Source organism: Pseudomonas sp. NUPR-002 (assembly GCF_056322725.1).
The window spans coordinates 5,840,195-5,866,391 of sequence record NZ_CM150476.1; the positions used below are offsets into that span (position 1 = coordinate 5,840,195).

The following is a 26,197-nucleotide window of genomic DNA, read 5'->3' on the forward strand; positions in this document are numbered from 1 at the left end:
TTAAGCTGCAAGTTTCAAGCTGGACACCGGTGTCTTGCAGCTTGTAGCTTGCAGCTTATAGCCCAAGAGCAATTTAGCCATGCCCCGAATTCCTACCGGTATCAACCTGCACAAAGCCTCCAAGACCCTGTCGCTGACCTACGGACCTGATGAGGTGTACCACCTGCCCGCGGAATTCCTGCGTGTGCACTCCCCTTCCGCCGAGGTTCAGGGCCACGGCAATCCCATCCTGCAATTTGGCAAACTGGGCGTCGGTCTCACACAGATCGAAGCGGCCGGCCAGTACGCACTCAAGCTGACCTTCGATGACGGCCACGACAGCGGCCTGTTCACTTGGGAGTACCTGGAGCAACTGTGCCTGCGTCAGCAATCTCTGTGGGAAGACTACCTGCAGGAGCTGGAAAAGGCCGGAAAATCCCGCGACCCTTCCGAGTCTGTAGTCAAGCTGATGCTCTAGTTCGGGCCTCCCAGGATTTAGAGCGCATTTTCTAATTCTATTTGCTTGAATGCCTGCGTAACGGCCAATGGATGGCCGTCTTGCGCAGCACTCGAAAGTCGGGTAACCAATAGATCTGGCAAGTTCCCTGCATCCTTTTGACGCAGGGTCGGGCCGGTACGCAGGTGTCGCGAGCGAAAGCAGGCAGTCTTCTCAAGCAGAACAAACCCGCAGGGCTCATCGTCGTTTGCATCCGGCCGCAGGACCGTAGTTCGATATCACTGGTCACCCGAGCAGCAGTACCGGACCTCGTCTGTGTTACGCGCACAGCACACCGGTACTCGTCTCAGGACAACGGAGCGTCGTAGATGAGTAACAAGAACAACGATGACCTGCAGCGCCAAGCCTCGGAGAACACACTGGGCCTGAACCCGGTGATCGGTTTGCGCCGCAAGGATTTGCTGACTTCTGCGCGCATGGTGCTGGGCCAGGCTATTCGCCAGCCGCTGCACAGCGCCAAGCATGTCGCACATTTCGGCCTTGAGCTGAAGAACGTCATTTTCGGCAAGTCGGCACTGCAACCGGAGAACGACGACCGTCGCTTCAATGATCCGGCCTGGAGCCAGAACCCTCTTTATCGCCGCTACCTGCAAACCTACCTTGCCTGGCGTAAAGAACTGCACGAATGGATCGACACCAGCAACCTGTCAGACCAGGACATCAGTCGCGGTCACTTCGTCATCAACCTGATGACCGAGGCCATGGCGCCGACCAATACCGCCGCCAACCCGGCTGCGGTCAAACGCTTCTTCGAAACCGGTGGCAAAAGCCTGCTCGACGGCCTGTCGAACCTGGCCAAGGACATGGTCAACAATGGCGGCATGCCCAGCCAGGTGAACATGGAGGCCTTCGAGGTCGGCAAGAACCTGGGCACCAGTGAAGGCGCCGTGGTGTATCGCAATGACGTGCTGGAGCTGATCCAGTACAAACCGATCACCGAACAGGTGCATGCCCGCCCACTGCTGGTGGTGCCACCGCAGATCAACAAGTTCTACGTCTTCGACCTCAGCCCGGAAAAGAGCCTGGCGCGTTTCTGCCTGCGCTCCAACGTGCAAACCTTCATCGTCAGCTGGCGCAACCCGACCAAGGCCCAGCGCGAATGGGGGCTGTCGACCTACATCGATGCCCTCAAGGAAACGGTCGACGTCATTCTCGCCATCACCGGCAGCAAAGACCTGAACATGCTGGGCGCCTGCTCAGGCGGGATCACCTGCACCGCTTTGCTCGGGCACTACGCCGCACTGGGCGAGAACAAGGTCAACGCCCTGACCCTGCTGGTCAGCGTGCTCGACACCACACTCGACACCCAGGTTGCGCTGTTTGTCGACGAGCAGACCCTCGAATCGGCCAAGCGCCAGTCCTATCAAGCCGGTGTGCTTGAAGGCAAGGACATGGCCAAGGTGTTCGCCTGGATGCGGCCCAACGACCTGATCTGGAACTATTGGGTCAACAACTACCTGCTGGGTAACGAGCCGCCGGTCTTCGACATCCTGTTCTGGAACAACGACACCACGCGTTTGCCGGCCGCCTTCCACGGCGACCTGATCGAATTGTTCAAAAGTAATCCACTGACCCGCCCCGATGCACTGGAAGTGTGCGGAACGCCGATCGATCTGAAGAAAGTCACCGCTGATATCTACAGCCTGGCAGGTACCACCGATCACATCACACCGTGGCAGGCCTGCTACCGCTCGGCCCAGTTGTTCGGCGGCAATATCGAGTTCGTACTGTCCAACAGCGGGCACATCCAGAGCATCCTCAACCCTCCGGGCAACCCCAAGGCGCGCTACATGACCGGTAGCGAACTGCCGCCTCAGGCCACTGACTGGCAAGAGAATGCGCACAAGCACACCGACTCCTGGTGGCTGCACTGGCAGAACTGGCTGGCCACGCGTTCCGGTGAGCTGAAAAAAGCGCCCACGCGCCTGGGCAATAGGGCCTACGCCGCTGGCGAGGCGGCACCGGGGACTTACGTACACGAGCGCTGATCACAACGGCCGCCGGGGCCACAGGCTGGCCTCGGCGACTCATCCACTACAGGGCCTCGCGCATGCCGCAACCGTATATCTTCAGAACTGTCGACCTGGATGGCCAAAGCATCCGTACCGCAGTTCGCCCCGGCAAGCCGCACTTGACGCCATTGCTGATTTTCAACGGCATTGGCGCCAACCTGGAGCTGGTGTTTCCGTTCATTCAGGCGCTTGACCCTGACCTGGAGGTGATCGCCTTCGATGTTCCCGGGGTCGGCGGCTCATCCACGCCCAAGCGCCCCTACCGTTTCCCCGGGCTGGCCAAGCTCACTGCACGCATGCTCGATTACCTCGACTACGGCCAGGTCAATGCCATTGGTGTGTCGTGGGGCGGTGCACTGGCCCAGCAGTTCGCTCATGACTACCCCGAGCGCTGCAAAAAACTGGTACTGGCCGCCACCGCCGCAGGTGCGGTGATGGTGCCGGGCAAGCCCAAAGTGCTGATGCTGATGGCAAGCCCACGGCGCTATGTCCAACCGTCCCATGTGATTCGCATCGCTCCGCAGATCTATGGCGGAGCCTTTCGCCGCGACCCGGACCTGGCAATGGCGCATGCCGCCAAGGTGCGTTCCTCGGGCAAGCTCGGGTACTACTGGCAGCTATTTGCCGGCCTCGGCTGGACCAGCATCCATTGGCTGCACAAAATCCAGCAGCCGACCCTGGTGCTGGCCGGAGACGATGATCCGTTGATCCCGCTGATCAATATGCGCCTGTTGGCCTGGCGCATTCCCAATGCCCAGCTACACATAATCGACGACGGTCATTTGTTCCTGATCACCCGGGCCGAAGCCGTTGCTCCAATCATCATGAAGTTTCTCCAGCAAGAGCGCCAACGTGCCGTTATGCACCCTCGCCCAGCACCTACCTGAGGCGTTGCGTCCACTTGAGTCTGTGGCAAGACGCCCGCGACATGAGATTGGTGTCGCTCTTGCATTGATCTGTTAGTTGATGGCCTGACGACGGAGTGTTGCCTGATGAAAGACAAACCCGCGAAGGGGTCGGTACCGGTCCCCGCTTCGTACATGAACGTGCAGAACGCAATCACCGGCCTGCGTGGTCGCGACCTGCTGTCGACGTTGCGCAATGTCAGCCGCCACAGCCTGCGCCATCCGTTGCACACGGCCAAACATATGCTCGCCCTGGGCAACCAGTTGGGCCGGGTGCTGCTCGGCGACACCCCGCACCAGCCAAGCCCACGCGACAATCGCTTCAATGACCCGGCCTGGCAGCTCAACCCCTTTTACAGCCGTGGCCTGCAAGCATATCTGGCCTGGCAGAAGCAAACCCGCAAATGGATTGATGAAAGCCAGCTGGACGCCGATGACCGTGCCCGCGCACATTTCATCTTCGCCTTGCTCAACGATGCGATGGCTCCGACTAATTCCTTGCTCAACCCGGCCGCCGTCAAAGAGCTCTTCAACTCCGGTGGCCTGAGCCTGGTGCGCGGCCTCAACCATCTGCTCGACGACCTGCGTCATAACGATGGCTTGCCGCGCCAGGTCAATCCCGAGGCGTTCGAAGTGGGCCGCAACCTGGCCACCACCCCCGGCGCGGTGGTGTTTCGCAATGAACTGCTGGAACTGATCCAGTACAAGCCAATGAGCGAAAAACAGTACGCCCGGCCAGTGCTGGTGGTTCCGCCGCAAATCAACAAGTTCTATATCTTCGACTTGAGCCCGGCCAACAGCTTTGTGCAGTACATGCTCAAAAATGGCCTGCAGACCTTCATGATCAGCTGGCGTAACCCCGACCCGCGGCATCGTGAGTGGGGCTTGTCGAGTTACGTCGAGGCACTCGAAGAGGCCATGAATGTGTGCCGGGCAATCACCGGCAGCCGCGAAGTCAACCTGATCGGCGCCTGCGCCGGCGGCCTGACCATGGCGGCCCTGCAAGGTCACCTGCAGGCCAAGCGGCAGTTGCGCAGGGTCAGCAGCGCCACGTACCTGGTGAGCCTGCTCGACAGCCAGATCGACAGCCCCGCCAGCCTGTTCGCCGACGAGCAGACCCTGGAAGCAGCCAAGCGCCGCTCCTATCAACAGGGTGTACTCGATGGCCGGGAGATCGCCAAGGTCTTCGCCTGGATGCGCCCCAACGACCTGATCTGGAACTACTTCGTCAATAACTACCTGCTGGGCAAAGCACCGCCGGCCTTCGACATTCTCTACTGGAACAACGACAACACCCGCCTGCCCGCCGCCTTGCACGGCGACCTGCTGGACTTCTTTAAGCACAACCCGCTGACCCACGCCGCTGGCCTGGAGGTCTGTGGCACCCCGATCGATTTACAGAAGGTCAACGTCGACAGCTTCAGCGTTGCTGGCAGCAACGACCACATCACCCCGTGGGATGCGGTGTACCGCTCGACCTTGCTGCTGGGCGGCGAAAAACGCTTCGTCCTGGCCAACAGTGGCCATGTGCAAAGCATCCTCAACCCGCCGGGAAACCCCAAGGCCAACTACGCCGACAACCCGCGCCTGAGCAGTGATCCACGGGCCTGGTTCTACGACGCCAAGCAGATTGAAGGCAGTTGGTGGCCGCAGTGGCTGGAATGGATACAGGCGCGCTCTGGCGCCCAACGCGAAACCCTGATGACCCTGGGTAACCAGAACTACCCTCCCATGGACCCCGCACCCGGAACCTATGTCCAGGCGCGCTGAACAAGTAGAACGGATGAAAACCCGCGACCGAATTCTCGAGTGTGCCCTGCAGCTGTTCAACCAGCAGGGCGAACCGAATGTCTCGACCCTGGAGATCGCCAATGAGATGGGGATCAGCCCGGGCAACCTGTACTACCACTTCCATGGCAAGGAGCCGTTGGTGCTGGGTTTGTTCGAGCGTTTCGAAGACGAACTGACACCCCTGCTCGACCCGCCGCTGGAGGTGCGCCTGGATGCCGAGGACTATTGGCTGTTCCTGCACCTGATCGTCGAGCGCATGGCCCAGTACCGTTTCCTGTTCCAGGACCTGTCGAACCTTACTGGCCGCCTACCCAAGCTGGCTCGCGGCATGCGTAACCTGCTCAATGCCCTCAAGCGCACCCTTGCAGCACTGCTTGCCAGCCTCAAAGCACAAGGCCAGGTGGTCAGCGACACACGCGCGCTGGGACAGCTGGTGGAACAGATCACCCTGACGCTGCTGTTCTCACTGGATTACCAGCGTGTGCTGGCCCGTGATGGCGAGGTCGGTGTGGTGGTGTATCAGGTGATGATGCTGGTGGCGCCGCATCTGGAAAACGGCTCGCGGCATGCGGCTGAACAGCTAGCACTGCGGTATCTGGATGGCTGAAAAGCATCGCGGGGCAAGCCCGCTCCCAGCGAATACCACTGTGGGAGCGGGCTTGCCCCGCGATAAAGCCCAGATCAGTTCTGACTGATCGGGCTTACGGCTGCCGACGGTGCCGGCGCGACAGGTGCTGCCGTTACGACAGGCGCTGCGGTAGCTGCCGGTGCTGCACTGGCAGCAGGTGCTGCTGGTTTGGCGGCGGCAGGTTTGGCCGGCGCTTTTTTCACTGCAGGCTTTTTCGCCGCTGCCGGCTTGGCTGCTGCCGGTTTCGCTGCGGCTTTGGCGGCTGGCTTGGCTGCAGGTTTTGCCGCTGGTTTGGCTGCCGCGGTTTTCGCTGCAGGCTTGGCCGCCGCTTTCGGCGCGGCCTTGGCCAGTGGCTTGGCTGCAGTTTTGCTCGCTGCCGGTTTGCTGGAGACCGACTTGACCGAAGCGCCGGTCAGTTTCTCGATCTGCTTGGTCAGGGTATCGACCTGCTGGTGCAGTGCCTTGACTTCATTGCGGCTAGGCACGCCCAGACGCGAGATCGCACTGTTCAGGCGCTTGTCGAAAGCCTCTTCGAGCTCGCTCCATTTGCCCAGCGCGCGGTCTTTCACATCGCCCACCCGAGAGGTGGCCGACTTGGCCGACGTCTTGGCCGCATCGACAGAACTCTTGGCCTGTTTTTCAGCCTTCTCGCCATCTTTGACCAGCGACTCGAACAGCTTGCTGCCGTCCTGATCGATCTTGGAGTAGATACCCAAGCCAGCCAGCCAGATCTTGCGGGAGTACTTCTCGACCCCACCGACCCAGGAGCTGCCTTCTTTTTCGCTATTCTTCTTGCCAGCCATCCCGCTCTCCTTATTGTTTACGTGCGACACGTTCAAGCAATGCCGTCAGCTCGTCGAGCTTGACAGAGAGTGTCTCCACGTCATGTTTAGACGGAATACCGATGCGATTCAAGGCGCTGGCAACCCGTGAGTCGAAAGCCTTTTCGATTTTATCGAGCTGAACTTCGACCTTGCCTTTGACGCTGCTGATCTCACCCTTGACCGAATCGATCTGGCTGTTGGCGGCATCGAGCTCATGGTCGATGCGTTTCTTGCCACGCTTCTCGACCGTCTCGCCAGCCTTGACCAGCTCTTTCAGGTAGTCAGCACCTTCCTGACCAACCCGGGCATAAGCACCCAGACCCGCCAGCCAAATTTTGCGCGCGTAGCCGCGCACTTCACCCAGCGTGCTCTGGGCGTCGTCTTTTTTCTTCAGAATCACTTTTGCCATGCTCTGCACCTCACGCTCGAAAGATATGGAGGAACTGCCCATGGAAGCTGGGCTTGAGCATAAGGTAGGGAGAAAAATTAGAATCCTCACCCTAAGGAGGGAAATTTTCGGTAGGAGCGGGCTTGCCCCGCGATATCGGTGTGTCAGACATATCGCTATCGCGGGGCAAGCCCGCTCCTACCGGGTGTTTCAAGTCAGTGCTTTGTCGAGCGCTCGCTCGATCTCGCTCTTGATGGTTGCGCCCATCATCGACAGCATCATGCCGAGCTTCAGTTCGACCTTGATGGTGTCTTCACCGATCTGCACGCTGCCCGAGGCACCACTGCGTTTGACCTCGACACGGTCACCGTTCCAACGGGCGCTGAGGTCGTACTCACGCGCCAGCTTGTCGACCAGAGCCTGGGCCTTTTCCCGCGCCGCTTCGCGGCCCAGGCTGTGTTTGCGCTCAACGCTGATCTGGGTCATTCATTCAATCCTGAGTTCAGAGGCATACTTCTATTATGCCCGCGCCCTGACCTGCGACACACCCCGCCAAGACAAATCCGACCGTACGCCCTAGAATGGCCAGTAATTTTTTCCGGTGAAGCGATATGAACGACCAGCGCAAAGGCGACCACGCCGAACCCACCACCCATTTCGGTTACCAGAACGTGCCGGAAAGCCAGAAAGCAGAGAAAGTCGCTGAGGTTTTCCATTCGGTAGCAGCCAAATACGACTTGATGAACGATGTGCTTTCCGGCGGTATGCACCGCTTGTGGAAGCGTTTCACCATCGAGCTGTCTGGCGTGCGCAGCGGCAACCGTGTGCTCGACATCGCCGGCGGTACTGGCGATCTGGCCGCCAAGTTTTCCCACCTGGTCGGCCCAACCGGCCAGGTAGTGCTGGCCGACATCAACGAGTCGATGCTCAAAGTCGGTCGCGACCGCCTGCTCGACCGTGGCGTGGCTGGCAACATTGAATTCGTCCAGGCCGATGCCGAGAAGCTGCCGTTCCCGGACAACCACTTCGATTGCGTCACCATCGCCTTCGGCCTGCGCAACGTCACGCACAAAGACGAAGCCATCCGCTCAATGCTGCGGGTGCTCAAGCCCGGCGGCCGCCTGCTGGTGCTGGAATTCTCCAAGCCGACCAGCAAGCTGATGTCCAAGGTCTACGATGCCTATTCGTTCGCCTTCATGCCGCTGGCCGGCAAGCTGATCACCAACGACTCGGAAAGCTACCGTTACCTGGCCGAATCGATCCGCATGCACCCTGACCAGGAAACCCTCAAGGCCATGATGGTCGATGCCGGTTTCGACCGTGTGACCTACCACAACATGACCAGCGGCATCGTCGCCTTGCACCGCGGTATCAAGCCCTGATGCTCCTGGCCGGCGTACTTGCCAGCGTCGAGCACGGTTTGAACCGTGTCTTGCGCCTGGACAGCACTGCGCTGCCGCGCCTGGCGTCGCTCGATGGCAAAGTGATTGCCATCGACTGTCGCCAGCCGGCAATGCAGGTGTTCATTCTGCCCAGTGATGAAGGCTTGATGCTTGCCTCGCACTGGGCCAATGCGCCCGACTGCACCTTGCGCGCTCCTGCCAGCAGCCTGCTGCGTTTGGCCCTGAGCCAGGACAAGAGCGCCGTGCTGCACAGCCCGCAGGTTGAGCTCGAAGGCGACAGCGCCGCGCTGCTGGACCTGGTCGCCGTGCTTCAGGACCTGGAGCTGGACTGGGAGTACGAAGTCTCGCGCTGGCTTGGCCCGGTGGCCACGCAACTGCTCAGCGGTCACCTGCGCAGCCGCGCCAGCTGGACGCGCCAGGGCCTGGCCGCGATCAGCCAGAACCTCTCTGAGTACCTGGCCGAAGAAGCCCGTACCCTGGTCGGTCAACGCGAAGCTGAAGCCCGCTTCAGTGAACTCGACACCTTGAAAGTCGATATCGAACGCCTCGAGGCGCGCATTGAGCGCCTTGCCCGATCCCTTGATACCAGCGATAACGCATGAAGCTGCTTGCCGTCCGCCGTCTGTTTCGCATCCAGCGCGTGGTCATCCGCTACCGCCTCGATGACCTGCTGTTCGACCTGCCCCTGCCCTGGTGGCTGATGGCCTTACGGCACGTGATGCCCTGGCGCTGGCTGCCACGCAAACCGCTGGACCTCAGCCGTGGCGCGCGGTTGCGCCTGGCCCTGCAGGATCTTGGGCCGATTTTCATCAAGTTCGGCCAATTGCTGTCAACCCGCCGCGATCTGCTGCCTGAAGACATCGCCGACGAGCTGATGCTGCTGCAAGACCGCGTACCGCCGTTCGACCCGCAAAAAGCCGTGGCGATGATCGAAGAACAGCTCGGGGCGAAGATCAGCGAGGTGTTCAGCCGCTTCGACGTCGAGCCACTGGCCTCGGCCTCGGTCGCTCAGGTGCATGCGGCCAAGCTCAAGAGTGGCGAAGAGGTGGTGGTCAAGGTCGTGCGCCCTGGCCTCAAGCCGATCATCGCCCAAGACCTGGCCTGGCTGTTCCTGATCGCCCGCGGCGCCGAGCGGGTGTCGGCCGATGCCCGTCTGCTGCACCCGGTAGAAGTGGTCAGCGATTACGAGAAAACCATCTACGACGAACTCGACTTGCTGCGCGAGGCGGCCAACGCCAGCCAGCTCAAGCGCAACTTCGAAGGCTCGGAGATGATGTACGTGCCCCAGGTGTACTGGGACTGGTGCCGCCCCAAGGTGCTGGTAATGGAGCGCATCTACGGCATTCAGGTGACCGACCTGGCAACCCTCGCCGACCAGCGCACCGACATGAAACTGCTGGCCGAACGCGGTGTGGAGATCTTCTTCACCCAGGTGTTCCGCGACAGTTTCTTCCATGCCGACATGCACCCGGGCAATATTTTCGTCAGCACCGTCAAACCGTGGAGCCCGCAGTACATTGCGATCGACTGCGGTATCGTCGGCAGCCTGACGCCGGAAGACCAGGACTACCTGGCGCGCAACCTGTTTGCCTTCTTCAAACGCGACTACCGCCGCGTGGCACAGCTGCACATCGACTCGGGCTGGGTCCCGGCGCATACCAAACTCAACGAGTTCGAAGCGGCGATCCGTACCGTTTGTGAGCCGATCTTCGAAAAACCGTTAAAAGATATTTCTTTCGGCCAGGTACTGATGCGCCTGTTCCAGACGGCGCGGCGCTTCAACATGGAAGTGCAGCCACAGCTGGTGTTGCTGCAAAAAACCCTGCTTAACATCGAAGGCCTGGGCCGTCAGCTGTACCCCGAACTGGACCTGTGGAGCACCGCCCAGCCGTTCCTGGAGCGCTGGATGCGCGAGCGAGTCAGCCCCAAGACCCTGCTGCAGAACCTGCATGGCCAGGTTGAGCAGATCCCACACCTGGCCGGCATGACCCGTGACCTGCTGGAGCGCATGTCGCAACCGCACCAGGCCGAAGCCTCTGGCCAGAAGAACGTCGATGGCTGGGCCTTGCGTCTGCTCGGTGCCGGCCTGCTCGGCGGTGGCGCCACCCTTGCCGCCGGTGCGGTCAGCCTCAGTGCCCCGGCGGCCTGGCCGGCCTGGCTGATGCTCGCCGCAGGCCTGTACCTGATCGTGCGTCGATAGCCAGCCGGGCCGCCGACTGGCACACTAGCGCAAGAAGTCGGAGGCGGATCGGGCCTCTAGTTTTGGAGTCGTACATGAAAGACTGGCTGGACGAGATCAAGTGGAACAGCGATGGCCTGGTACCGGCTATCGCCCAGGACCACAAGACCGGGCGCGTGCTGATGATGGCCTGGATGAATCGCGAGTCGCTGGCCCTGACGGCCGCCGAGCAGCGGGCCATCTATTGGTCGCGCTCGCGTGGCAAACTGTGGCGCAAGGGCGAAGAATCCGGGCACGTGCAAAAACTGCATGAAATGCGCCTGGACTGCGACGCCGATGTGATCATCCTGATGGTCGAGCAACTGGGGCATATCGCTTGCCATACCGGTCGCGAAAGCTGCTTCTACCGTGTGTACGAAAACGGCGAGTGGAAGACCGTCGATCCCGTCCTCAAAGACCCTAACGCCATTTACCACGCAGGACACTGACATGAGCGACACCCTGAACCGCCTGGCCGAAGTGCTGGAAGCGCGCAAAGGCGCCGAACCTGACAGTTCCTACGTGGCCAGCCTTTACCATAAAGGCCTGAACAAGATTCTGGAAAAGCTCGGCGAAGAGTCGATCGAGACCATCATTGCTGCCAAGGATGCCGCCCACAGCGGAGATTACAGCGATGTCATCTACGAGACCGCCGATCTGTGGTTCCATAGCCTGGTCATGCTCGCCCAACTGGGCCAGCACCCTCAAGCGGTGCTGGATGAGCTGGATCGCCGCTTCGGCCTGTCCGGGCACGCCGAGAAAGCCGCACGTCAGCCATCGGCCTAACTGAATTAAATCGAGGGATTGCACCATGGGTATTTTTGACTGGAAACACTGGATCGTCCTGTTGGTCGTGGTGGTACTGGTGTTCGGTACCAAGAAGCTGAAAAACTTCGGCAGCGACCTGGGTGAATCGATCAAGGGCTTCAAGAAAGCCATGAACGAAGAAGAAACCAAACCGGCCGAACAAACCCCACCGCCGGTGCAACCCGTTCAGCCACAAGCCACTTCGCCATTGAACCAGCCGCAAACCATCGACGGCCAGGCGCACAAGGTCGAAGAGCCGATCAGGAAAGATTGATCAATGTTCGGGATCAGCTTCAGCGAACTGTTGCTCGTGGGCCTCGTCGCCCTGCTGGTACTCGGCCCTGAGCGCTTGCCGGGGGCCGCGCGTACGGCTGGCCTGTGGATTGGCCGTCTCAAGCGCAGCTTCAATAGCATCAAGCAGGAAGTGGAACGCGAAATCGGCGCCGATGACATCCGCCGTCAATTGCACAACGAGCACATCCTCTCCATGGAGCAGGAAGCGCGCCGGATCCTCAACCCGCAGAGCGTCAGCCCTGAAGCCCCTGCGGCGCCGGTAGCCAACAGCGAAGCCGTCCCGCCCTCACCTGTCGCCAGCGCCGAAAGCACACCGGCTGCCAGCGCAACCACCGAACCGACACAGCCGCCGCGAGCCCCATGAGCGATATTCCGGAAAACGACCAGCCGATGCCGCTGGTTTCGCACCTCACCGAGCTGCGTACGCGCCTGCTGCGTTGCGTCGCGGCCATCTTCCTGATCTTCGCCGGGCTGTTTTCCTTCGCGCAGCAGATCTACACCCTGGTGTCGGCGCCACTGCGTGAGCACCTGCCGGCCAACGCCACGATGATTGCCACCGACGTGGCCTCGCCGTTCCTGACGCCGTTCAAGCTGACCATGATCGTTTCGCTGTTTCTGGCGATCCCGCTGATTCTCCAGCAGATCTGGGGCTTTATCGCACCGGGTCTGTACCGTCATGAAAAGCGCATTGCCATCCCGTTGCTGATCTCCAGCATCATCCTGTTCTACGCCGGGATGGCCTTTGCCTATTTCCTGGTGTTCCCGCTGATTTTTGGTTTCTTCGCCAGCGCCACCCCTGAAGGGGTGTCGATGATGACCGACATTGCCAGCTACCTGGACTTTGTCATGACCCTGTTCTTTGCCTTCGGCGTGGCCTTCGAGATCCCCGTTGCGGTGGTCTTGCTGGTGTGGATCGGCGTCGTCGATGTGAAGTACCTGAAGAAGATCCGTCCGTACGTGATCATCGGCTGCTTCGTGGTCGGCATGATCCTTACGCCACCCGACATCTTCTCGCAGACCTTGCTGGCGGTGCCCATGTGGCTACTGTTCGAGATCGGCGTGTTGTTTGGCGGGCTGATCCGCAAGCGCGGCGAGCATCCGGAAGACGCCACTGACGACCACAACGACCAGCCGCCAGCGACTCAACCGTGAACCTGCTGTTACTCGAAGAAGCCGATTTCATCGCGGCCGATCGCGTCGTTCTGGCTGATCGGCGCTTTACCCACATGCAGGAGATTCACCGTGTAGCCGTCGGCGATACGCTGCGCGTCGGACGCATTGGCGCACGCATGGGCGAAGCCCGGGTAGAGCGTCTGGAAGGCCATGAGGCGGAATTGTCGGTCACCTTCGACCGCGAACCGCCGACCAAACTGCCGTTGACTCTGGTGCTGGCCTTGCCACGCCCGAAGATGCTGCGCCGGGTGTTCCAGACCGTCGCCACCATGGGCGTGCCGAAACTGATTCTGGTCAACAGCTACCGGGTCGAGAAAAGCTTCTGGCAAACACCGTTCCTGGAGCCCGAGGCGATCCGCGAGCAGCTGATTCTGGGCCTGGAACAGACGCGTGACACGGTGCTGCCCGAGGTCATCATCGAAAAGCGCTTCAAGCCGTTCGTCGAAGACCGCCTGCCCGCCATCGCTGAGGGTACCCTCGGTCTGGTCGGCCACCCCGGGCCATTCCCGCCCTGCCCGCGTGGTCTGAACGAGCCCGTTACCCTGGCAATCGGCCCGGAAGGCGGCTGGATTCCCTACGAGATCGACTTGCTGGGCAAGGCCGGTCTTACCCCCGTGCAACTGGGTGAGCGCATTCTGCGCGTAGAGACTGCAGTCACCGCCTTGCTCGCTCGTCTGTTCTGACTTCAGTTTTGCGATCTGGCGCCGATGCAAGGGCACCAGAACAACAAATCGCCTCGCCGATCGCATTGGAGTCCCACCATGTACCGTTGGTTAGCCCAGCACCTGAGCAACGTGAGCGTCAATCGAAAACTCGGCATCGGCTTCGGCCTGGTTCTGCTCCTGACCTTGAGCATTACCCTGACCGGCTGGCAGGGCGTTAACGGCATTATCAACCGTGGCGACACCCTGGGTGGCATCTCCCAGGTGCTGCAGGCCACCCTTGAACTGCGCATCGCCCGGCAAAACCTGCAGCTCAAGGCTGATGACGCCTCGGCGCAGAACCTCGAAAACGCCCTGGCGAACCTTGAGCGTCAACTGCAGCAGGTTGGCCAACGCATTGTCCTGCCCGAGAACCTGCGCCGCATCGAGCAGCAGAAAGAAGCCGTGCGCCAGTACCGCCTTGCCCTCGACAGTGCCGAGAAAGCCGCGCGCCAGCGTGAGGCCGCCCGTGCAGTACTGGGCAGCAGTGCCGATGAAGCGGCAAAGCTGACGACCGAGGTCGAGCAGCAGTTGCTCAGCGGTAGCGACCTGAACCTGTTCAACAGTGTCGTGGGGGCAAACAAACTGCTGCAGCAGGCACGCTTCCAGGTGCGCGGCTACACCTACAGCGGCAAGGCCGAGTTTCAGCAAACCGCGCTTGAAGCCATTGACCAGGCCGTCTCCCAACTCAAGACGTTGGCCGATGTACTGCCAGCGAGCTACACCGGCAATCTCAACCAGGCGGCTCGCGCGCTGGGCAATTACCGAGCGGCGGTGATCGAGTTCGGCAGCGCACAAAATGCCTCGGAACAAGCTGCTCAGCAAATGGCTGCGCAAGGCCAGATCCTGCTGGAGCAAAGCCAGCATTTGACCAGCACACTGACGCAACTGCGCGACGAAGAATCGCAACATGCGAAATCCACGCTCACCCTGGCCACGGCGATTGCCTTGCTGTTCGGCATGCTCGCTGCCTGGGCCATCACCCGCCAGATCATTATTCCGCTGCGCCAGACCCTCAATGCCGCCGACCGCGTTGCCAGTGGCGACTTGCGCCATGATCTGGTGGTCGAGCGTCGTGACGAGTTGGGTCAGTTGCAACACAGCATGCAACGCATGACTGTCAGCCTGCGCGAGTTGATTGGTGGCATCGGTGACGGTGTCACGCAGATCGCCAGTGCAGCTGAAGAGCTCTCGGCGGTGACCGAGCAAACCAGCGCCGGGGTCAACAACCAAAAGGTCGAGACCGATCAGGTGGCCACCGCCATGAACGAAATGGCGGCCACCGTGCAAGAAGTCGCACGCAATGCCGAAGAAGCCTCGGAGGCCGCTCTGGTGGCCGATCAGCAGGCCCGTGAAGGCGATCGTGTGGTCGGTGAAGCCATTGCCCAGATCGAGCGCCTGGCCAACGAAATGAATCTCTCCAGCGAGGCGATGGGCCTGCTCAAGAGTGAGAGCGACAAGATCGGCAGCGTGCTCGATGTCATCAAGTCGGTCGCCCAGCAAACCAACCTGCTGGCCCTCAACGCGGCTATCGAAGCTGCCCGCGCAGGCGAGGCCGGACGTGGCTTTGCCGTGGTCGCCGATGAAGTGCGCAGCCTGGCTCAACGCACCCAGCAATCGACCGAAGAGATCGAAGCCTTGATTGCCGGTTTGCAAAGCGGCACGCAACAGGTCGCCAGCACCATGGATGCCAGCCGCAACCTGACCGATAGTAGCGTCGAGCTGACCCGTCGCGCCGGCACTTCTCTGGACACCATTACCCGCACCGTCTCTTCGATCCAGGCCATGAACCAGCAGATCGCGGCGGCAGCCGAGCAGCAGAGCGCGGTGGCAGAAGAGATCAACCGCAGCGTCATGAACGTGCGCGACGTGTCGGACCAAACCTCCGCTGCCAGCGAGGAAACTGCAGCCTCCAGCGTCGAGCTGGCACGCCTGGGCACTCACCTGCAGGGCCTTGTAGGCAAATTCCAGCTCTGAGCTAAACAACCTGTGCTACCGCATTGTGTAGCACAGGTTGGACCTCTCGCCGTTCAGGCAATCTGCCTTTGGGCAACCTTCCTACATACCCCGAAATTCAGCCGTTTTCCTGACCTATCAGGGCGAAATCTCCTACACGGTTTGCAGGTCTAGGCCGCTGCATGTCTGCCGATCAGCAAGGGGCAGCGCCTGAACCCTTCATGGCGTCTGCTCCCCAAAACTGCAGGAGCCCCTCCATGTTCGGAGCTATGAATCGGATGCTAGGCAACATGAGCGTCAGGCTGAAACTGACCCTGGCTTTTGCCTTGGTCCTGGTACTGACACTATTGATCACCTTCAGTGGCTGGCACGCGCTGGAAGGCGCCATTGTGCGCTCGGAAAAACTTCAGGAAATCGCCCACCTCAACGCCACGGGTAAAGACCTCAGGGCCGAACGCATCACCTTTCGGGTACTCAGTGATGCCCAGAGCAAGGCCCAGGTCGAGCAGTCACTGGCCGCCCTGCACACACTGCTGACAAGCATGCGCGAGCGCTATGAAGCGCCCGAAGATCGGCAGATGATTGCCAGCATGCTGCAAACCGTTCAGGGCTTTACCCAGGGCTTTGCACAACTGCAGCAAGCGGTAGCGTTACGCCTTACGCGACAACAGGCCATGCACGCGGCTGAACAGCGCCTGGTCGAACTGAGTGACGCGCTGCAGAGCCAGGTGCTGGTGAACCTGCGCGACGATAGACAACAAAGCGCCCAAGGCCGTCTGCTGAACCTGATCGAAGCCTTCACGCGACACATCGACGTCGCCAACCAGCAGAGCCTGGCACCGGCCTATACCTTCGACCCCATCGACAGCTACAGCGCTGTCGGCCAGATTGCCGTCGAGGCCGCTGTGCAGGCCGTTGTACAACTGGCGCAACTGATGCAGCAACACGGCCTGTCAGGGACCGCGCTGGATAACCTGCGCTCGGCACTCTCTGGCTATCAAAGCAGCCTTGATCAGTATCGTCGCGCTGCCATTGAGGTGGAGCAGCTGCAGGGCCGCCTGGAACAGCTAGGCATCCAGCTGCGTGATACCAGCGGTGCACTGAGTGAACACCAGATCGAACAGCGCGACACTGAAGCGGTACAGGCCGAGGCGGGCCTGACGCTTCAGGCCGCCTTGGCGTTGATCTTTGGCAGCCTGGCCGCGTGGTTGATCACCTTGCAGATCACCACACCGCTCAAACACACGCTGGCGTTGGCCGCCCGGATTGCCAAGGGCGACCTGCAGCACGCCGAGAAGGTCCAGCGACGCGACGAAATGGGCCAATTGCAGAACAGCATGTATGCCATGACCCTGAGCCTGCGCGAATTGCTCGGCGGTATCGACCAGGGCATCAGCCAGTTGTCTGCGGCAGTCGAGCAGCTGGCGGCGGTCAGCGAACAGACCAAGGTCAGGGTCGCCCAGCAAAAAGATGAAACCGACCAGGTTGCCACGGCCATGAACCAGATGAGCGCCACCGTTCATGAGGTTGCGCGTAGTGCCGAACAAGCCTCACAAGCGGCGACCGCGGCGGACCAGCAGGCACAACTCGGTGACCGCGTGGTAAGCGAGGCAGTGGAGCAGATTGAAGAGCTGGCCAAACAGATGGACCACTCGATCAGCGCCATGCATCAACTGGCCGGTGAAAGCCAGCGTATCGGCAGCATTCTGGATGTGATCAAGTCGGTGTCGGAGCAAACCAACCTGCTGGCACTCAACGCGGCCATCGAGGCCGCACGGGCGGGGGAAGCGGGACGTGGCTTCGCCGTAGTCGCCGATGAAGTCCGCGGGTTGGCGCAACGCACCCAACAATCAACCGAAGAGATCGAATTGTTGATCGGCAACCTGCATGAAGGCACCGATCAGGTTACCCGCCTGCTCGACAACAGCAAGAACCTGACCCGCGACAGTGTCGAATTGAGCCGCAAGGCAGGCGACGCGCTGGGGCAGATTACCCACACGGTGTCGAACATTCAGGGGATGAACCAGCAGATTGCCACGGCCAGCGAAGAGCAGAGTGCCGTTGCTGAAGAGATCAACCGCAGTGTGATCAACGTACGCGAAGTGTCGGACCAGACCAGTACAGCCAGTGAACAAACGGCGGCGTCCACGGCTGAACTGGCACGGCTGGGCCGTCACCTGCAGACACTGGCAGGACGCTTCAACCTGTAACCCTGTAGGAGCGGGCTTGCCCCGCGATTGCGGTGTGTCAGGCATACCGCAATCGCGGGGCAAGCCCGCTCCTACCGGGTTACAGCACCTGGCGCAGGAAGGCTTGGGCCCGCAGGTCTTTGGGCGAGGTGAAGAACGCCTCAGGCGGCGAGTCTTCCAGCAATTTGCCATGGTCGAAGAACAACACGCGGTCCGCCACTTCACGGGCGAAGCCCATTTCGTGGGTCACGCAAACCATGGTCATGCCTTCCAGGGCCAGGGTTTTCATGACGTCGAGTACTTCCCCGACCATTTCCGGGTCGAGCGCCGAAGTGGGCTCATCGAACAACATGACTTTCGGGTCCATCGCCAACGCCCGGGCAATGGCGACCCGCTGCTGCTGCCCACCGGACAGGCGCGAGGGGTATTCATTGGCCTTCTGGCCAATACCGACTTTCTCCAGCAATGCACGGGCCTTGGCCTCACGCTCAACCTTGCTGCGTTTACGCACCACTTTCTGCGCCAGGCACAGGTTCTCCAGCACGGTCATGTGCGGGAACAGGTTGAAGTGCTGAAACACCATGCCGACTTCACGGCGGTAGGCGTTGACGTCGGTCTTCGGGTCAGCCAGTTGCAGACCATCGATTGCCACAGTGCCTTCGTCGAACGACTCCAGGCCGTTAAGGCAACGCAGGAAGGTCGATTTGCCCGAGCCCGAAGGCCCTAGCACCACCAATACTTCACCCTTGGCCACGTTGGTGCTGACGTGATCGACAGCACGCACCACTTGGCCCCGGGTATCGAAGACTTTTACCAGATCACGGACTTCAATCACTTTGCGCAAGCCTCCGCTCAAGCCGGCCAGCAATCTGCGACAGCGGCAGGTTGATCAACAGGTACAGCCCGGCGACGCAGAACCAGATCTCGAACGTCGAGAACGAGGTGGTGATCGCTTCGCGGCCGCTCTTGGTCAGTTCGGTAATGGCAATCACCGACACCAGCGAGGTGTCCTTGACCAGGCTGATGAATTGCCCGGCCAGCGGTGGCAGCACGCGTTTGAAGGCTTGTGGCAGCACCACATGGCGCATCGACTGACCGGCGCTCAAACCCAACGAACGGGCCGCTTCGCCCTGCCCTTTGGCGATCGACTGCACACCAGCACGGACGATTTCGGCAACATACGCGCCGGTGAACAAGGCCAGCGCAGCCACCCCGGCAAACTCGCGGGAGAGGTTGAGCACCGTACCGATGAAAAAGTAGAAGATAAAGATCTGAACCAGCAGCGGCGTACCGCGCACCAGCTCGACATACACCGTCGACAGGTCGCGCAGGGTCGGGTTGTTGGACAACCGGCACAACCCGGCGAACAAGCCGATCACCAGGCCCAGAATGCCCGAGGCCACAGAAATCCAGATCGTGGTCCACAGGCCCCAGGCCAGCGGGCCTGCAGCCCAGTGATGGGTCACACCGATCAGGTCGCCTTCAGCCACGTCGTCACCGCGCGACAGCAACAGGCTGGCCGATTCGACGTCGAACACTTGCTCGCCACCACTTTCGTCGCGCAGCGTAACGCTGGCCATGTCACCTTTGTTGGTGATCGACTCGATGGTGCCATTCTCGCTTGCGCGCTGGGCCACTTCGGCCTGGTAGGCGAAATACTGCGGCACCCGATTCCAGCTCCACTCATAGGAGATCGTCGAGGTCGCGTAGTACAGGCTCAGCGCCAGGCCCACCAGAACCAATGCGGTCAGCCCGTGCCAGGGCCACTGGGCTTTCTTGTGTTTGATCACGTCAGGGTACTTCCGTAAAAGCGAACGCGCAGGGCTTGGCCTGCGCGTCGGGTTTCAAACCGGGCGTGGTGCCTCGGCCTTATTCCATGTCCTTGAGCCAGGCGGTGTCCTTGAACCACTTGTCGTGGATGCGATCGTAGGTACCGTCGTGCTTGATCTGGTGCAGGAAATTGTTGATGAAGTTCAGGCTGTCGTAGTCGCCTTTCTTCAGGCCAAAGGCCAGGGGTTCGAAGGTGAACGGCTTGTCGAGGAACAGCAGCTTGCCCGCACCGGCTTTGTTGACTGCAACGACGTTGTACGGCGCGTCGTAAACGAAGGCATCGGCCTTGCCGTTGACCACGTCCATCACCGCTTCTTGCTCGTTGTCGTAACCGTGGTACTTGGCTTTGCCGATCAGCTTCTTGGCGACCATCTCACCGGTGGTACCGAGCTTGGAGGTCAGGCGGTACTTCTCGTTGTTCAAGTCTTTGTAGGACTTGATTTCGCCAGCCAGTTCCTTGCGGATCAACAGGGTTTGACCGACCACGATGAAGGGTTCGCTGAAGTTCAGCTTCAGGTTGCGCTCTTGAGTCAGGGTCATGCCGCTGCTGATGATGTCGAACTTGTCGGTCATCAGGGCCGGAATGATGCCGTCGTAGGCGGTGGAAACCATCTCCAGCTTGACGCCCATGGACTTGGCCATGGCCTTGAGGATATCGACTTCGAAGCCGACGATTTCGCCGCGCTTGTTGGTCATCTGGAACGGCATATAGGTCGGGTCCATGCCCGCACGCAGGGTACCGCGCTTGACCGCCTCATCAATAGCGCCGGCCGCCTGTGCGGCATTGACTGCCATCAGTGCGGTGACGCCGACCAGCAGCATCGACAGATATTTCTTGAACATCACCAGATCCCCCAGCAAGAAAGCTCGAATTTTATTCTTGGCGCGAACCGTCCTACAGACGGGTGCGAGATATCGGGAGGGATGCTAACGCATGGACAGCGTTGTGGGTATCAGAAAAAGGGCTTAAACAAAACGCGGGGCAAGCCCGCTCCTACAGGGTGTAGGAGCGGGCTTGAACTGGTCAAGTAATCCTGGACACCCGTTAAGGTTTACGCCGCCAGCTTCTCTGCCTCGACCGGCGACCGGTATCCGTTGTAGCTGTGAGGCCTAGTGGTGTTGTAGCGGGTGATAAAGCGCTGCACATCCATTCGGGCCTCATGCTCCGAGTCGTAGCCATCTTCGGGTACCCACTCAGATTTCAGGCTTCCAAAAAACCGCTCCATCGGGGCGTTGTCCCAGCACTCGCCTTTACGGCTCATGCTCTGCCGGTGCCCATGCTCGCGCAGCTCATTTCTGAACTTGTGGCTGGTGTACTGACAGCCTTGGTCAGAGTGAAATAGCACACCCTTGGGGCGTCCGCGCAGCTCGGTTGCCATGCGTAAGGCCGCGCAGGTCAGTTCAGCATCCGAGATCATCGAGAACGACCAGCCGACAATCCGCCGTGCAAACAAGTCCAAGACAGCCGCGAAGTACAGCCAGCGCTTACCAGCCTTGATGTACGTTACATCTCCGCACCAGACCTCATTTGTCGCCCGCACATCGAATTGCCGTTTGAGCTCGTGCGGTGCGGTCAGGGCTTCAACGCCTGAAGATTTGTATTTGTGGCGTCTGCGTTGACGGCTGCTGATCCCAGCTTCTTGCATCAGGCGGCGCGCCTTGAAGCGGCCGACTGGGTGTCCACTGGCTTGCAGCATCTTGGCCAAGGTGCGCGAACCTGCCGCCCCTCTCGACTCACGATGATGTCTGATCAACTGGGCCTTGAGTTTTTCCCGTCCGGGGTAACGCCGGTCCTTACGCTGGCGCCAGCAGTAGAAACTGCTGCGGCTGACCCCAAGCACCCGACAACACTCATTAACGCCGTATTGCTCACCCAGCTCATCGATCAACGCGAGTGATCTTTGGCGTCCAAAAGCAGGAGAGCGCTGGCCTTTTTTAGGATTTCGATATCCCGGTCTTTCTGCTTGAGCAGGGCTTTGAGCCGTTGGATTTCCTGCTGGTCTGCCGTTATTGCCTTGGCACCCACAGGGGTTAAGCCTTGACGCTCCTGGCGCAGTTGATCGACCCAACGACGCAACGCTGTAGGGCCAATGCCTAAACTGGCACAGACCTGTGGAACTGATTGGCCTTCGTCCAGCACCATGCTGGCCGCCTGTAGCTTGAAGTCACTCGAGTAAGAATTACGCATATCCAAACACCTCAGGTTTGGGCGCCATCATAGCGCCCGATTGAGGTGTCCAGGATCATTAGGCCAGTTCAGCTTGCCCCGCGATCAATCAGGCGCTGGCCAAAGAAGGCTGCGCCTCAGGCTCCGGATGCAGAGGCAGCAACGGCGAGTGCGGATCGTTGGCGATCGACTTGCGCCAAACGTCCAGCCAGGCCTCGTTGCTCTCAGCCCAGACCCGGTTGTGCAGGCGCGCCAAGGCGACCGGATCACTGAGCAGGGCCAGACGGGTATTGCCGTCCAGATTGCCTGGGCCGACCTCCAGCGCCTTACCGATACGCTCGGCACGCAACGCCTCGATCGGCGCCGCGACACCGTGACGCGCCGTGGCCAGGGCACAGGCCAGGGCGTTTTGCTGCGGATCGACCACCGCCCGGGCAAAACCGTCGTGCATGGCGTGCCAGCGGTTCTCGTGGGTGTACTCATCGGTTGCCAGTAGCTCGCGTGGCGTCGCGTATTCCTCAGGGATCAGGAACAGGCTTTCATCCTTGGCACGCAGGCCCAGGTGCACGCGGCTGGAGATCACCGACACCGGGATCGACAGCATCAGCGAACCGACAATCGGCACCAGCCACCACAGGAAGCTCGGGTTCAACCACGCCACCAGCAGAGCCCAGGCCACACCCAGCAAGGTTTGCGGGCCATGACGGCGCACCGCCTCGCTCCACGGCGTGGAGTCATCGTCACGTTGCGGCGAGTTCCAGGTCGCCGCCCAGCCGAGGAACGCGGCCAGAACGAAACGGGTGTGGAAAATCATCCGCACCGGCGCCAGCAGCATGGAGAACAGCATCTCCAGCAGCATCGACAGGGTGACTTTGAAGCGCCCACCGAACTCTTTCGCACCCTTGGCCCAGATCAGGATGACGCTGAGCAGTTTGGGCAGGAACAACAAGACAATGGTGGTGGAGAACAGCGCAATGGCCTTCTCCGGATGCCACTGTGGCCACAACGGGTAGAGCTGACGCGGCTCAAGGAAGTACTGCGGCTCCATCAGGGTGTTGGTCGCCAGCAACGCCGTCGACAGCACCAGGAAGAAGAACCATAGCGGTGCCGACAGGTACGACATCACGCCGGTGAGGAACACCGCACGGTGCACCGGGTGCATGCCCTTGACCAGGAACAGGCGGAAGTTCATCAGGTTGCCGTGGCACCAGCGCCGGTCGCGCTTGAGCTCATCGAGCAGGTTGGGCGGCAGCTCTTCGTAGCTGCCCGGCAAGTCGTAGGCAATCCACACGCCCCAGCCGGCACGGCGCATCAGCGCAGCTTCGACGAAGTCGTGGGAGAGGATCGCACCGGCGAACGCACCCTTGCCCGGCAACGGCGCCAGGGCGCAGTGCTCGATGAACGGCTTCATGCGGATGATCGCGTTGTGCCCCCAGTAATGCGACTCACCCAGCTGCCAGAAGTGCAGGCCAGCGGTGAACAGTGGGCCGTAGACGCGCGTTGCGAACTGCTGCATGCGCGCATACAGGGTATCCATGCCCGAGGCTTTCGGCGCGGTCTGGATGATCCCGGCATCCGGGTTGGCTTCCATCAAGCGCACCAGGCTGGTCAGGCATTCGCCACTCATCACGCTGTCCGCGTCGAGGACCACCATGTAACGGTAGTCGCCACCCCAGCGACGGCAGAAGTCGTCGAGGTTGCCGCTTTTGCGTTTCACCCGGCGACGACGGCGACGGTAGAAGATCCGCCCGAAGCCTTTGGCTTCACGGCAGACTTCCAGCCACGCCTGTTGTTCGGCCACGGCAATATCGGTGTCGTTGGTGTCACTGAGGACAAAGAAATCGAAGCGGTCCAGGTCACCGGTGGCGGCAACCGACTCGAACGTCGCGCGCAAGCCGGCAAACACCCGTGGGACGTCTTCGTTGCAGATCGGCATGACGATGGCGGTACGCGCACCGGCCTCGATCGGCTCGTTACCGGCGCTGCTGCCGGAAATGCGGTACTTGTCGCGCCCGGTCAACAGCTCAAGAAAGCCCATCAACGCCGTCCAGAACCCGGCTGACACCCAGCAGAACAGGATGCCGAACAGAATCAGGATGCTGGTCTGCAGCGCATACGGCCAGACCTGGGTGATGGTCTGCATCAGCGACTGGTGCATGACTTCATCAAGGTCCACAAACGACCAGCCCTGGTACGGCAAGATGCCTTTCATGTACCAACCGGCAACGATGGTCTGCCCGAGCATCAGCGCCAGCAGAATGTAGCGGCGCATCGAGCCGACCCAGCGCCAGCGCGCCTTTGGCAGCTCGCGCTTGGGCGGGGGCGGCGCGTTGGTGCGCCCGGTCAGGCGGCGCCAGGCGCGGATCAGAATATTGGTGCGCCACGGCTCGGGAATCACCCGTGTGCGGCGGATTGGCGGCGTCGCTTTCAGGCACACCCGGCCACTGGCATCGACGGCCAGCATCTCGGCGTCGTGCATGTCCTGGGCGCAGGTCAGCGTCAGCCGCTCACCCACCGAAGCCTGTACGGCTTCGGCGTCACGGGTGCCCGGCTGCGCCGACAATCGTTGATGCAGCTCGCTGAACGAGGTGCAGCTGGCAAGTTCTGCCCGCTGCTCATCGCTCAGTGGTAAGTGGGCCAGGTATTCGCCAAGCGATTCTGGCCGTGCTTGAGAGTTACTCATCGGCAGGCAACTGATAGCTCCAGGTCTCGGTCAGCACCTGTTCGGTGGTGGCCGGTGCCCCAGTGGTGGACGCCGCATCGGCGGCAGGTTGCTCGGCAGGTTTCTCGGCTTTGGCGGTCTTGGCCGCAGCCTTGTCCTGTTTAGCCGGCTTGGCAGGCTCGACCGGAACGTCACGCAGCAGCGCTGCACGCATTTCAACGGACTTGCTCGGATCCTTGACGTTCATCCGCAAGGTCAGGCGCCAGCCTTTGATTTCCGGGTTGTAGCGCAGGTTATTTTCCACCAGTTCAGCGTTGTCACCAAGGCTGACCTGACTACGAACAGCAGTGTCTTCCGGCAGTTTAGCCAGCACCGGGCCTTCAAAGTCGACCAGGAAGGCAATGCTGCCGTCTGGCTGGCGAATCAGGTTGGACTGCTTGACGTCACCGGTCGAACGCAGGGTCTGCTTGACCCAACCCAGGTTCGGCGAGTGGAACTCGGACTCGTCGATAGTCCAGTGTAGACGGTAGGCGTATTCGAACGGCGTACCTGGCTCCGGCAGCTTTTCCGGGCTCCAGAAGGCAACGATGTTGTCGTTGGTTTCATCGGCGGTCGGAATCTCGACCAGATCGACGGTACCCTTGCCCCAGTCACCCACCGGCTCGATCCAGGCACTTGGGCGCTTCTGGTAGTTGTCATCGAGGTCTTCGAACTGGCTGAACTCGCGCTGACGCTGCAGCAGGCCGAAACCACGTGGGTTTTCAACGCTGAAGTTGCTCACGGCCAGGTGTTTCGGGTTGTTCAGCGGACGCCACAGCCATTCGCCATTGCCGGCATGGATCGACAGGCCTTCGGAGTCGTGCAGGGCCGGACGGTAGTTCGGCACCTTCGACGGCTGGTTGCCACCGAACAGGAACATGCTGGTCAGCGGGGCGATGCCCAGGCGGCTGACGTGGTCACGCAGGAACACCTTGGACTTGACGTCGACAATGGTGTCGCTGCCCGGACGCAGGGTCAGCTTGTAGGCGCCGGTGGAGCGCGGCGAGTCGAGCAGCGCATAGATCACCAGGTGCTTGTCGGTAGGCTTTGGCTTCTCGATCCAGAACTCGGTGAAGCGTGGGAACTCTTCACCCGACGGCAGCGCGGTGTCGATCGCCAGGCCACGGGCGGACAGACCGTAGACATGGCCCTTGCCGACGACGCGGAAATAGCTGGCCCCCAGCAGGGTCATGATTTCATCCTGCTTGTCGGCCTTGTTGATCGGGTACAGCACGCGGAAACCGGCGTAGCCGAGGTTTTCGGTGGCCTTGGCATCGAACTGCACGTTGCCGAAATCGAAACGGCTCGGGTCGTACTTGATTTCCTCGACCTTGGTCGCGGTCACTTCGTTGATTTTCACCGGCGTGTCGAAATGCATGCCCTGGTGATAGAAGGACAGCTTGAACGGCGTCTTGTCGTTGGCCCACTCGGCTTTTTCCGAGCGGAAGCGGATCTGCTGGTAGTCGCCGTACTTCATGTCACGGAACACGGCTGGCAAATTGCTTTTCGGCGCCTCGTACTTTTGCCCGGCAAGATCCTTCGCCTTGGCCGCAACATCGTCAAGGTTGAACGCCCAGAGCTGGCCAGCGCTGAGCAGGCCTACCAGTGTTGCGCCTGCCAACAAGGCTTTACGCAGCCGATTGCCAGAGGTTATTGGTGCATTACAGGGACTTACAATCACGAGCAACCCTCGCCGAAAACAGATCAATAAACC

Annotated in this window: 26 protein-coding genes and 2 pseudogenes; 18 read left to right on the top strand and 10 right to left on the bottom strand. The window is 60.8% G+C overall.

What is annotated here, in order from left to right:
* Window positions 1-79 precede the first annotated feature (79 nt).
* The 5 genes from ACVWSC_RS26880 to ACVWSC_RS26900 all read left to right on the top strand — a co-directional run bounded on the left by ACVWSC_RS26880 (window position 80) and on the right by ACVWSC_RS26900 (window position 5,811).
* Window positions 80-457: a gamma-butyrobetaine hydroxylase family protein gene (locus tag ACVWSC_RS26880; protein ID WP_442110384.1), complete on the top strand. Its 378-nt coding sequence runs from the start codon at window positions 80-82 to the stop codon at window positions 455-457.
* A gap of 347 nt (window positions 458-804) precedes the next feature.
* On the top strand, window positions 805-2,484 hold the full coding sequence (gene phaC, locus ACVWSC_RS26885) for a class II poly(R)-hydroxyalkanoic acid synthase (RefSeq protein WP_442110386.1): 1,680 nt from the start codon (window positions 805-807) through the stop codon (window positions 2,482-2,484).
* Window positions 2,485-2,546: 62 nt separating this feature from the next.
* Complete coding sequence (phaZ, locus tag ACVWSC_RS26890; protein ID WP_442110388.1) at window positions 2,547-3,395, top strand: poly(3-hydroxyalkanoate) depolymerase; 849 nt, start codon at window positions 2,547-2,549, stop codon at window positions 3,393-3,395.
* A gap of 105 nt (window positions 3,396-3,500) precedes the next feature.
* On the top strand, window positions 3,501-5,183 hold the full coding sequence (phaC, locus tag ACVWSC_RS26895) for a class II poly(R)-hydroxyalkanoic acid synthase (RefSeq protein ID WP_442110389.1): 1,683 nt from the start codon (window positions 3,501-3,503) through the stop codon (window positions 5,181-5,183).
* A gap of 13 nt (window positions 5,184-5,196) precedes the next feature.
* Entirely contained in the window at window positions 5,197-5,811 is a 615-nt protein-coding gene (locus ACVWSC_RS26900; RefSeq protein WP_442110391.1) for a TetR/AcrR family transcriptional regulator, read from the top strand.
* A 74-nt stretch (window positions 5,812-5,885) separates the two neighbouring features.
* On the opposite strand, the gene ACVWSC_RS26905 is transcribed toward ACVWSC_RS26900, so the two are convergent.
* From ACVWSC_RS26905 to ACVWSC_RS26915, 3 genes are all read right to left on the bottom strand, one after another.
* The gene (locus tag ACVWSC_RS26905) at window positions 5,886-6,635 is read right to left on the bottom strand and encodes a phasin family protein (RefSeq protein WP_442110393.1); all 750 of its coding nucleotides are present in this window, start codon (window positions 6,633-6,635) and stop codon (window positions 5,886-5,888) included.
* Between the two features lie 10 nt (window positions 6,636-6,645).
* Window positions 6,646-7,065 carry a phasin family protein gene (locus tag ACVWSC_RS26910; RefSeq protein ID WP_442110395.1) on the bottom strand — a complete coding sequence of 140 codons (420 nt, stop codon included), beginning with the start codon at window positions 7,063-7,065 and terminating at the stop codon, window positions 6,646-6,648.
* A gap of 189 nt (window positions 7,066-7,254) precedes the next feature.
* Window positions 7,255-7,530, bottom strand: coding sequence for a polyhydroxyalkanoic acid system family protein (locus ACVWSC_RS26915; protein ID WP_442110397.1), 276 nt, complete (start codon window positions 7,528-7,530; stop codon window positions 7,255-7,257).
* A gap of 125 nt (window positions 7,531-7,655) precedes the next feature.
* Here ACVWSC_RS26915 and ubiE point away from each other — a divergent pair, with 125 nt between their 5' ends.
* The 13 genes and pseudogenes from ubiE to ACVWSC_RS26980 all read left to right on the top strand — a co-directional run bounded on the left by ubiE (window position 7,656) and on the right by ACVWSC_RS26980 (window position 17,806).
* Window positions 7,656-8,426 carry a bifunctional demethylmenaquinone methyltransferase/2-methoxy-6-polyprenyl-1,4-benzoquinol methylase UbiE gene (ubiE, locus tag ACVWSC_RS26920; RefSeq protein ID WP_442110399.1) on the top strand — a complete coding sequence of 257 codons (771 nt, stop codon included), beginning with the start codon at window positions 7,656-7,658 and terminating at the stop codon, window positions 8,424-8,426.
* Complete coding sequence (locus ACVWSC_RS26925) at window positions 8,426-9,049, top strand: ubiquinone biosynthesis accessory factor UbiJ (RefSeq protein ID WP_442110401.1); 624 nt, start codon at window positions 8,426-8,428, stop codon at window positions 9,047-9,049. Before ubiE ends, ACVWSC_RS26925 begins: the two co-directional genes overlap by 1 nt.
* The gene (gene ubiB / locus ACVWSC_RS26930) at window positions 9,046-10,647 is read left to right on the top strand and encodes a ubiquinone biosynthesis regulatory protein kinase UbiB (RefSeq protein WP_442110403.1); all 1,602 of its coding nucleotides are present in this window, start codon (window positions 9,046-9,048) and stop codon (window positions 10,645-10,647) included. Before ACVWSC_RS26925 ends, ubiB begins: the two co-directional genes overlap by 4 nt.
* 74 nt (window positions 10,648-10,721) lie before the next feature.
* Window positions 10,722-11,114: a phosphoribosyl-AMP cyclohydrolase gene (hisI, locus tag ACVWSC_RS26935; protein ID WP_133211315.1), complete on the top strand. Its 393-nt coding sequence runs from the start codon at window positions 10,722-10,724 to the stop codon at window positions 11,112-11,114.
* 1 nt (window position 11,115) lies between these two features.
* Window positions 11,116-11,451, top strand: a complete 336-nt coding sequence (locus ACVWSC_RS26940; RefSeq protein WP_133211313.1) for a phosphoribosyl-ATP diphosphatase — start codon at window positions 11,116-11,118, stop codon at window positions 11,449-11,451.
* 25 nt (window positions 11,452-11,476) lie between these two features.
* Window positions 11,477-11,746: a twin-arginine translocase TatA/TatE family subunit gene (locus ACVWSC_RS26945; RefSeq protein WP_010222335.1), complete on the top strand. Its 270-nt coding sequence runs from the start codon at window positions 11,477-11,479 to the stop codon at window positions 11,744-11,746.
* 3 nt (window positions 11,747-11,749) lie between these two features.
* Entirely contained in the window at window positions 11,750-12,130 is a 381-nt protein-coding gene (gene tatB, locus ACVWSC_RS26950; protein ID WP_442110406.1) for a Sec-independent protein translocase protein TatB, read from the top strand.
* Window positions 12,127-12,918, top strand: a complete 792-nt coding sequence (tatC, locus tag ACVWSC_RS26955; RefSeq protein WP_442110408.1) for a twin-arginine translocase subunit TatC — start codon at window positions 12,127-12,129, stop codon at window positions 12,916-12,918. Before tatB ends, tatC begins: the two co-directional genes overlap by 4 nt.
* Complete coding sequence (locus ACVWSC_RS26960) at window positions 12,915-13,622, top strand: 16S rRNA (uracil(1498)-N(3))-methyltransferase (RefSeq protein WP_442110410.1); 708 nt, start codon at window positions 12,915-12,917, stop codon at window positions 13,620-13,622. The genes tatC and ACVWSC_RS26960 overlap by 4 nt, the downstream gene beginning before the upstream one ends.
* Window positions 13,623-13,700: 78 nt before the next feature.
* Window positions 13,701-14,762: pseudogene (locus ACVWSC_RS26965) on the top strand (methyl-accepting chemotaxis protein); the annotation flags it as partial.
* Window positions 14,763-14,903: 141 nt separating this feature from the next.
* The gene (locus ACVWSC_RS26970; protein ID WP_442114382.1) at window positions 14,904-15,617 is read left to right on the top strand and encodes a methyl-accepting chemotaxis protein; all 714 of its coding nucleotides are present in this window, start codon (window positions 14,904-14,906) and stop codon (window positions 15,615-15,617) included.
* Window positions 15,618-15,886: 269 nt separating this feature from the next.
* Window positions 15,887-16,948: pseudogene (locus ACVWSC_RS26975) on the top strand (methyl-accepting chemotaxis protein); the annotation flags it as partial.
* A 144-nt stretch (window positions 16,949-17,092) separates the two neighbouring features.
* Window positions 17,093-17,806 (top strand): methyl-accepting chemotaxis protein, encoded by a 714-nt coding sequence (locus ACVWSC_RS26980; protein ID WP_442114383.1) that lies wholly within the window; start codon window positions 17,093-17,095, stop codon window positions 17,804-17,806.
* A gap of 79 nt (window positions 17,807-17,885) precedes the next feature.
* Here the strand turns inward: ACVWSC_RS26980 and ACVWSC_RS26985 are convergent, their stop codons facing one another.
* The 7 genes from ACVWSC_RS26985 to ACVWSC_RS27015 all read right to left on the bottom strand — a co-directional run bounded on the left by ACVWSC_RS26985 (window position 17,886) and on the right by ACVWSC_RS27015 (window position 26,164).
* A complete protein-coding gene (locus ACVWSC_RS26985) occupies window positions 17,886-18,620 on the bottom strand; it encodes an amino acid ABC transporter ATP-binding protein (RefSeq protein WP_442114384.1) in 735 nt (244 codons plus the stop codon).
* A complete protein-coding gene (locus ACVWSC_RS26990) occupies window positions 18,613-19,575 on the bottom strand; it encodes an amino acid ABC transporter permease (RefSeq protein ID WP_442110412.1) in 963 nt (320 codons plus the stop codon). Before ACVWSC_RS26990 ends, ACVWSC_RS26985 begins: the two co-directional genes overlap by 8 nt.
* A gap of 79 nt (window positions 19,576-19,654) precedes the next feature.
* A complete protein-coding gene (locus tag ACVWSC_RS26995) occupies window positions 19,655-20,458 on the bottom strand; it encodes a transporter substrate-binding domain-containing protein (protein ID WP_442110413.1) in 804 nt (267 codons plus the stop codon).
* 209 nt (window positions 20,459-20,667) lie between these two features.
* The gene (locus ACVWSC_RS27000) at window positions 20,668-21,504 is read right to left on the bottom strand and encodes an IS3 family transposase (protein WP_442107850.1); all 837 of its coding nucleotides are present in this window, start codon (window positions 21,502-21,504) and stop codon (window positions 20,668-20,670) included.
* On the bottom strand, window positions 21,501-21,803 hold the full coding sequence (locus tag ACVWSC_RS27005; RefSeq protein ID WP_442107852.1) for a transposase: 303 nt from the start codon (window positions 21,801-21,803) through the stop codon (window positions 21,501-21,503). The genes ACVWSC_RS27000 and ACVWSC_RS27005 overlap by 4 nt, the downstream gene beginning before the upstream one ends.
* 88 nt (window positions 21,804-21,891) lie before the next feature.
* Entirely contained in the window at window positions 21,892-24,465 is a 2,574-nt protein-coding gene (gene mdoH / locus ACVWSC_RS27010) for a glucans biosynthesis glucosyltransferase MdoH (RefSeq protein WP_442110415.1), read from the bottom strand.
* Complete coding sequence (locus ACVWSC_RS27015) at window positions 24,458-26,164, bottom strand: glucan biosynthesis protein G (protein ID WP_442110417.1); 1,707 nt, start codon at window positions 26,162-26,164, stop codon at window positions 24,458-24,460. The genes mdoH and ACVWSC_RS27015 overlap by 8 nt, the downstream gene beginning before the upstream one ends.
* Between the last annotated feature and the right edge of the window lie 33 nt (window positions 26,165-26,197).

Excerpts from the sequence above, each read along its gene's own strand:
- ACVWSC_RS26880 (WP_442110384.1), top strand. The coding sequence starts at position 80 with ATGCCCCGAATTCCTACCGGTATCAACCTGCACAAAGCCTCCAAGACC.
- phaC (WP_442110386.1), top strand. The coding sequence starts at position 805 with ATGAGTAACAAGAACAACGATGACCTGCAGCGCCAAGCCTCGGAGAAC.
- phaZ (WP_442110388.1), top strand. The coding sequence starts at position 2,547 with ATGCCGCAACCGTATATCTTCAGAACTGTCGACCTGGATGGCCAAAGC.
- phaC (WP_442110389.1), top strand. The coding sequence starts at position 3,501 with ATGAAAGACAAACCCGCGAAGGGGTCGGTACCGGTCCCCGCTTCGTAC.
- ACVWSC_RS26900 (WP_442110391.1), top strand. The coding sequence starts at position 5,197 with ATGAAAACCCGCGACCGAATTCTCGAGTGTGCCCTGCAGCTGTTCAAC.
- ACVWSC_RS26905 (WP_442110393.1), bottom strand. The coding sequence starts at position 6,635 with ATGGCTGGCAAGAAGAATAGCGAAAAAGAAGGCAGCTCCTGGGTCGGT.
- ACVWSC_RS26910 (WP_442110395.1), bottom strand. The coding sequence starts at position 7,065 with ATGGCAAAAGTGATTCTGAAGAAAAAAGACGACGCCCAGAGCACGCTG.
- ACVWSC_RS26915 (WP_442110397.1), bottom strand. The coding sequence starts at position 7,530 with ATGACCCAGATCAGCGTTGAGCGCAAACACAGCCTGGGCCGCGAAGCG.
- ubiE (WP_442110399.1), top strand. The coding sequence starts at position 7,656 with ATGAACGACCAGCGCAAAGGCGACCACGCCGAACCCACCACCCATTTC.
- ACVWSC_RS26925 (WP_442110401.1), top strand. The coding sequence starts at position 8,426 with ATGCTCCTGGCCGGCGTACTTGCCAGCGTCGAGCACGGTTTGAACCGT.
- ubiB (WP_442110403.1), top strand. The coding sequence starts at position 9,046 with ATGAAGCTGCTTGCCGTCCGCCGTCTGTTTCGCATCCAGCGCGTGGTC.
- hisI (WP_133211315.1), top strand. The coding sequence starts at position 10,722 with ATGAAAGACTGGCTGGACGAGATCAAGTGGAACAGCGATGGCCTGGTA.
- ACVWSC_RS26940 (WP_133211313.1), top strand. The coding sequence starts at position 11,116 with ATGAGCGACACCCTGAACCGCCTGGCCGAAGTGCTGGAAGCGCGCAAA.
- ACVWSC_RS26945 (WP_010222335.1), top strand. The coding sequence starts at position 11,477 with ATGGGTATTTTTGACTGGAAACACTGGATCGTCCTGTTGGTCGTGGTG.
- tatB (WP_442110406.1), top strand. The coding sequence starts at position 11,750 with ATGTTCGGGATCAGCTTCAGCGAACTGTTGCTCGTGGGCCTCGTCGCC.
- tatC (WP_442110408.1), top strand. The coding sequence starts at position 12,127 with ATGAGCGATATTCCGGAAAACGACCAGCCGATGCCGCTGGTTTCGCAC.
- ACVWSC_RS26970 (WP_442114382.1), top strand. The coding sequence starts at position 14,904 with ATGAACGAAATGGCGGCCACCGTGCAAGAAGTCGCACGCAATGCCGAA.
- ACVWSC_RS26980 (WP_442114383.1), top strand. The coding sequence starts at position 17,093 with ATGAACCAGATGAGCGCCACCGTTCATGAGGTTGCGCGTAGTGCCGAA.
- ACVWSC_RS26995 (WP_442110413.1), bottom strand. The coding sequence starts at position 20,458 with ATGTTCAAGAAATATCTGTCGATGCTGCTGGTCGGCGTCACCGCACTG.
- ACVWSC_RS27005 (WP_442107852.1), bottom strand. The coding sequence starts at position 21,803 with ATGCGTAATTCTTACTCGAGTGACTTCAAGCTACAGGCGGCCAGCATG.
- mdoH (WP_442110415.1), bottom strand. The coding sequence starts at position 24,465 with ATGAGTAACTCTCAAGCACGGCCAGAATCGCTTGGCGAATACCTGGCC.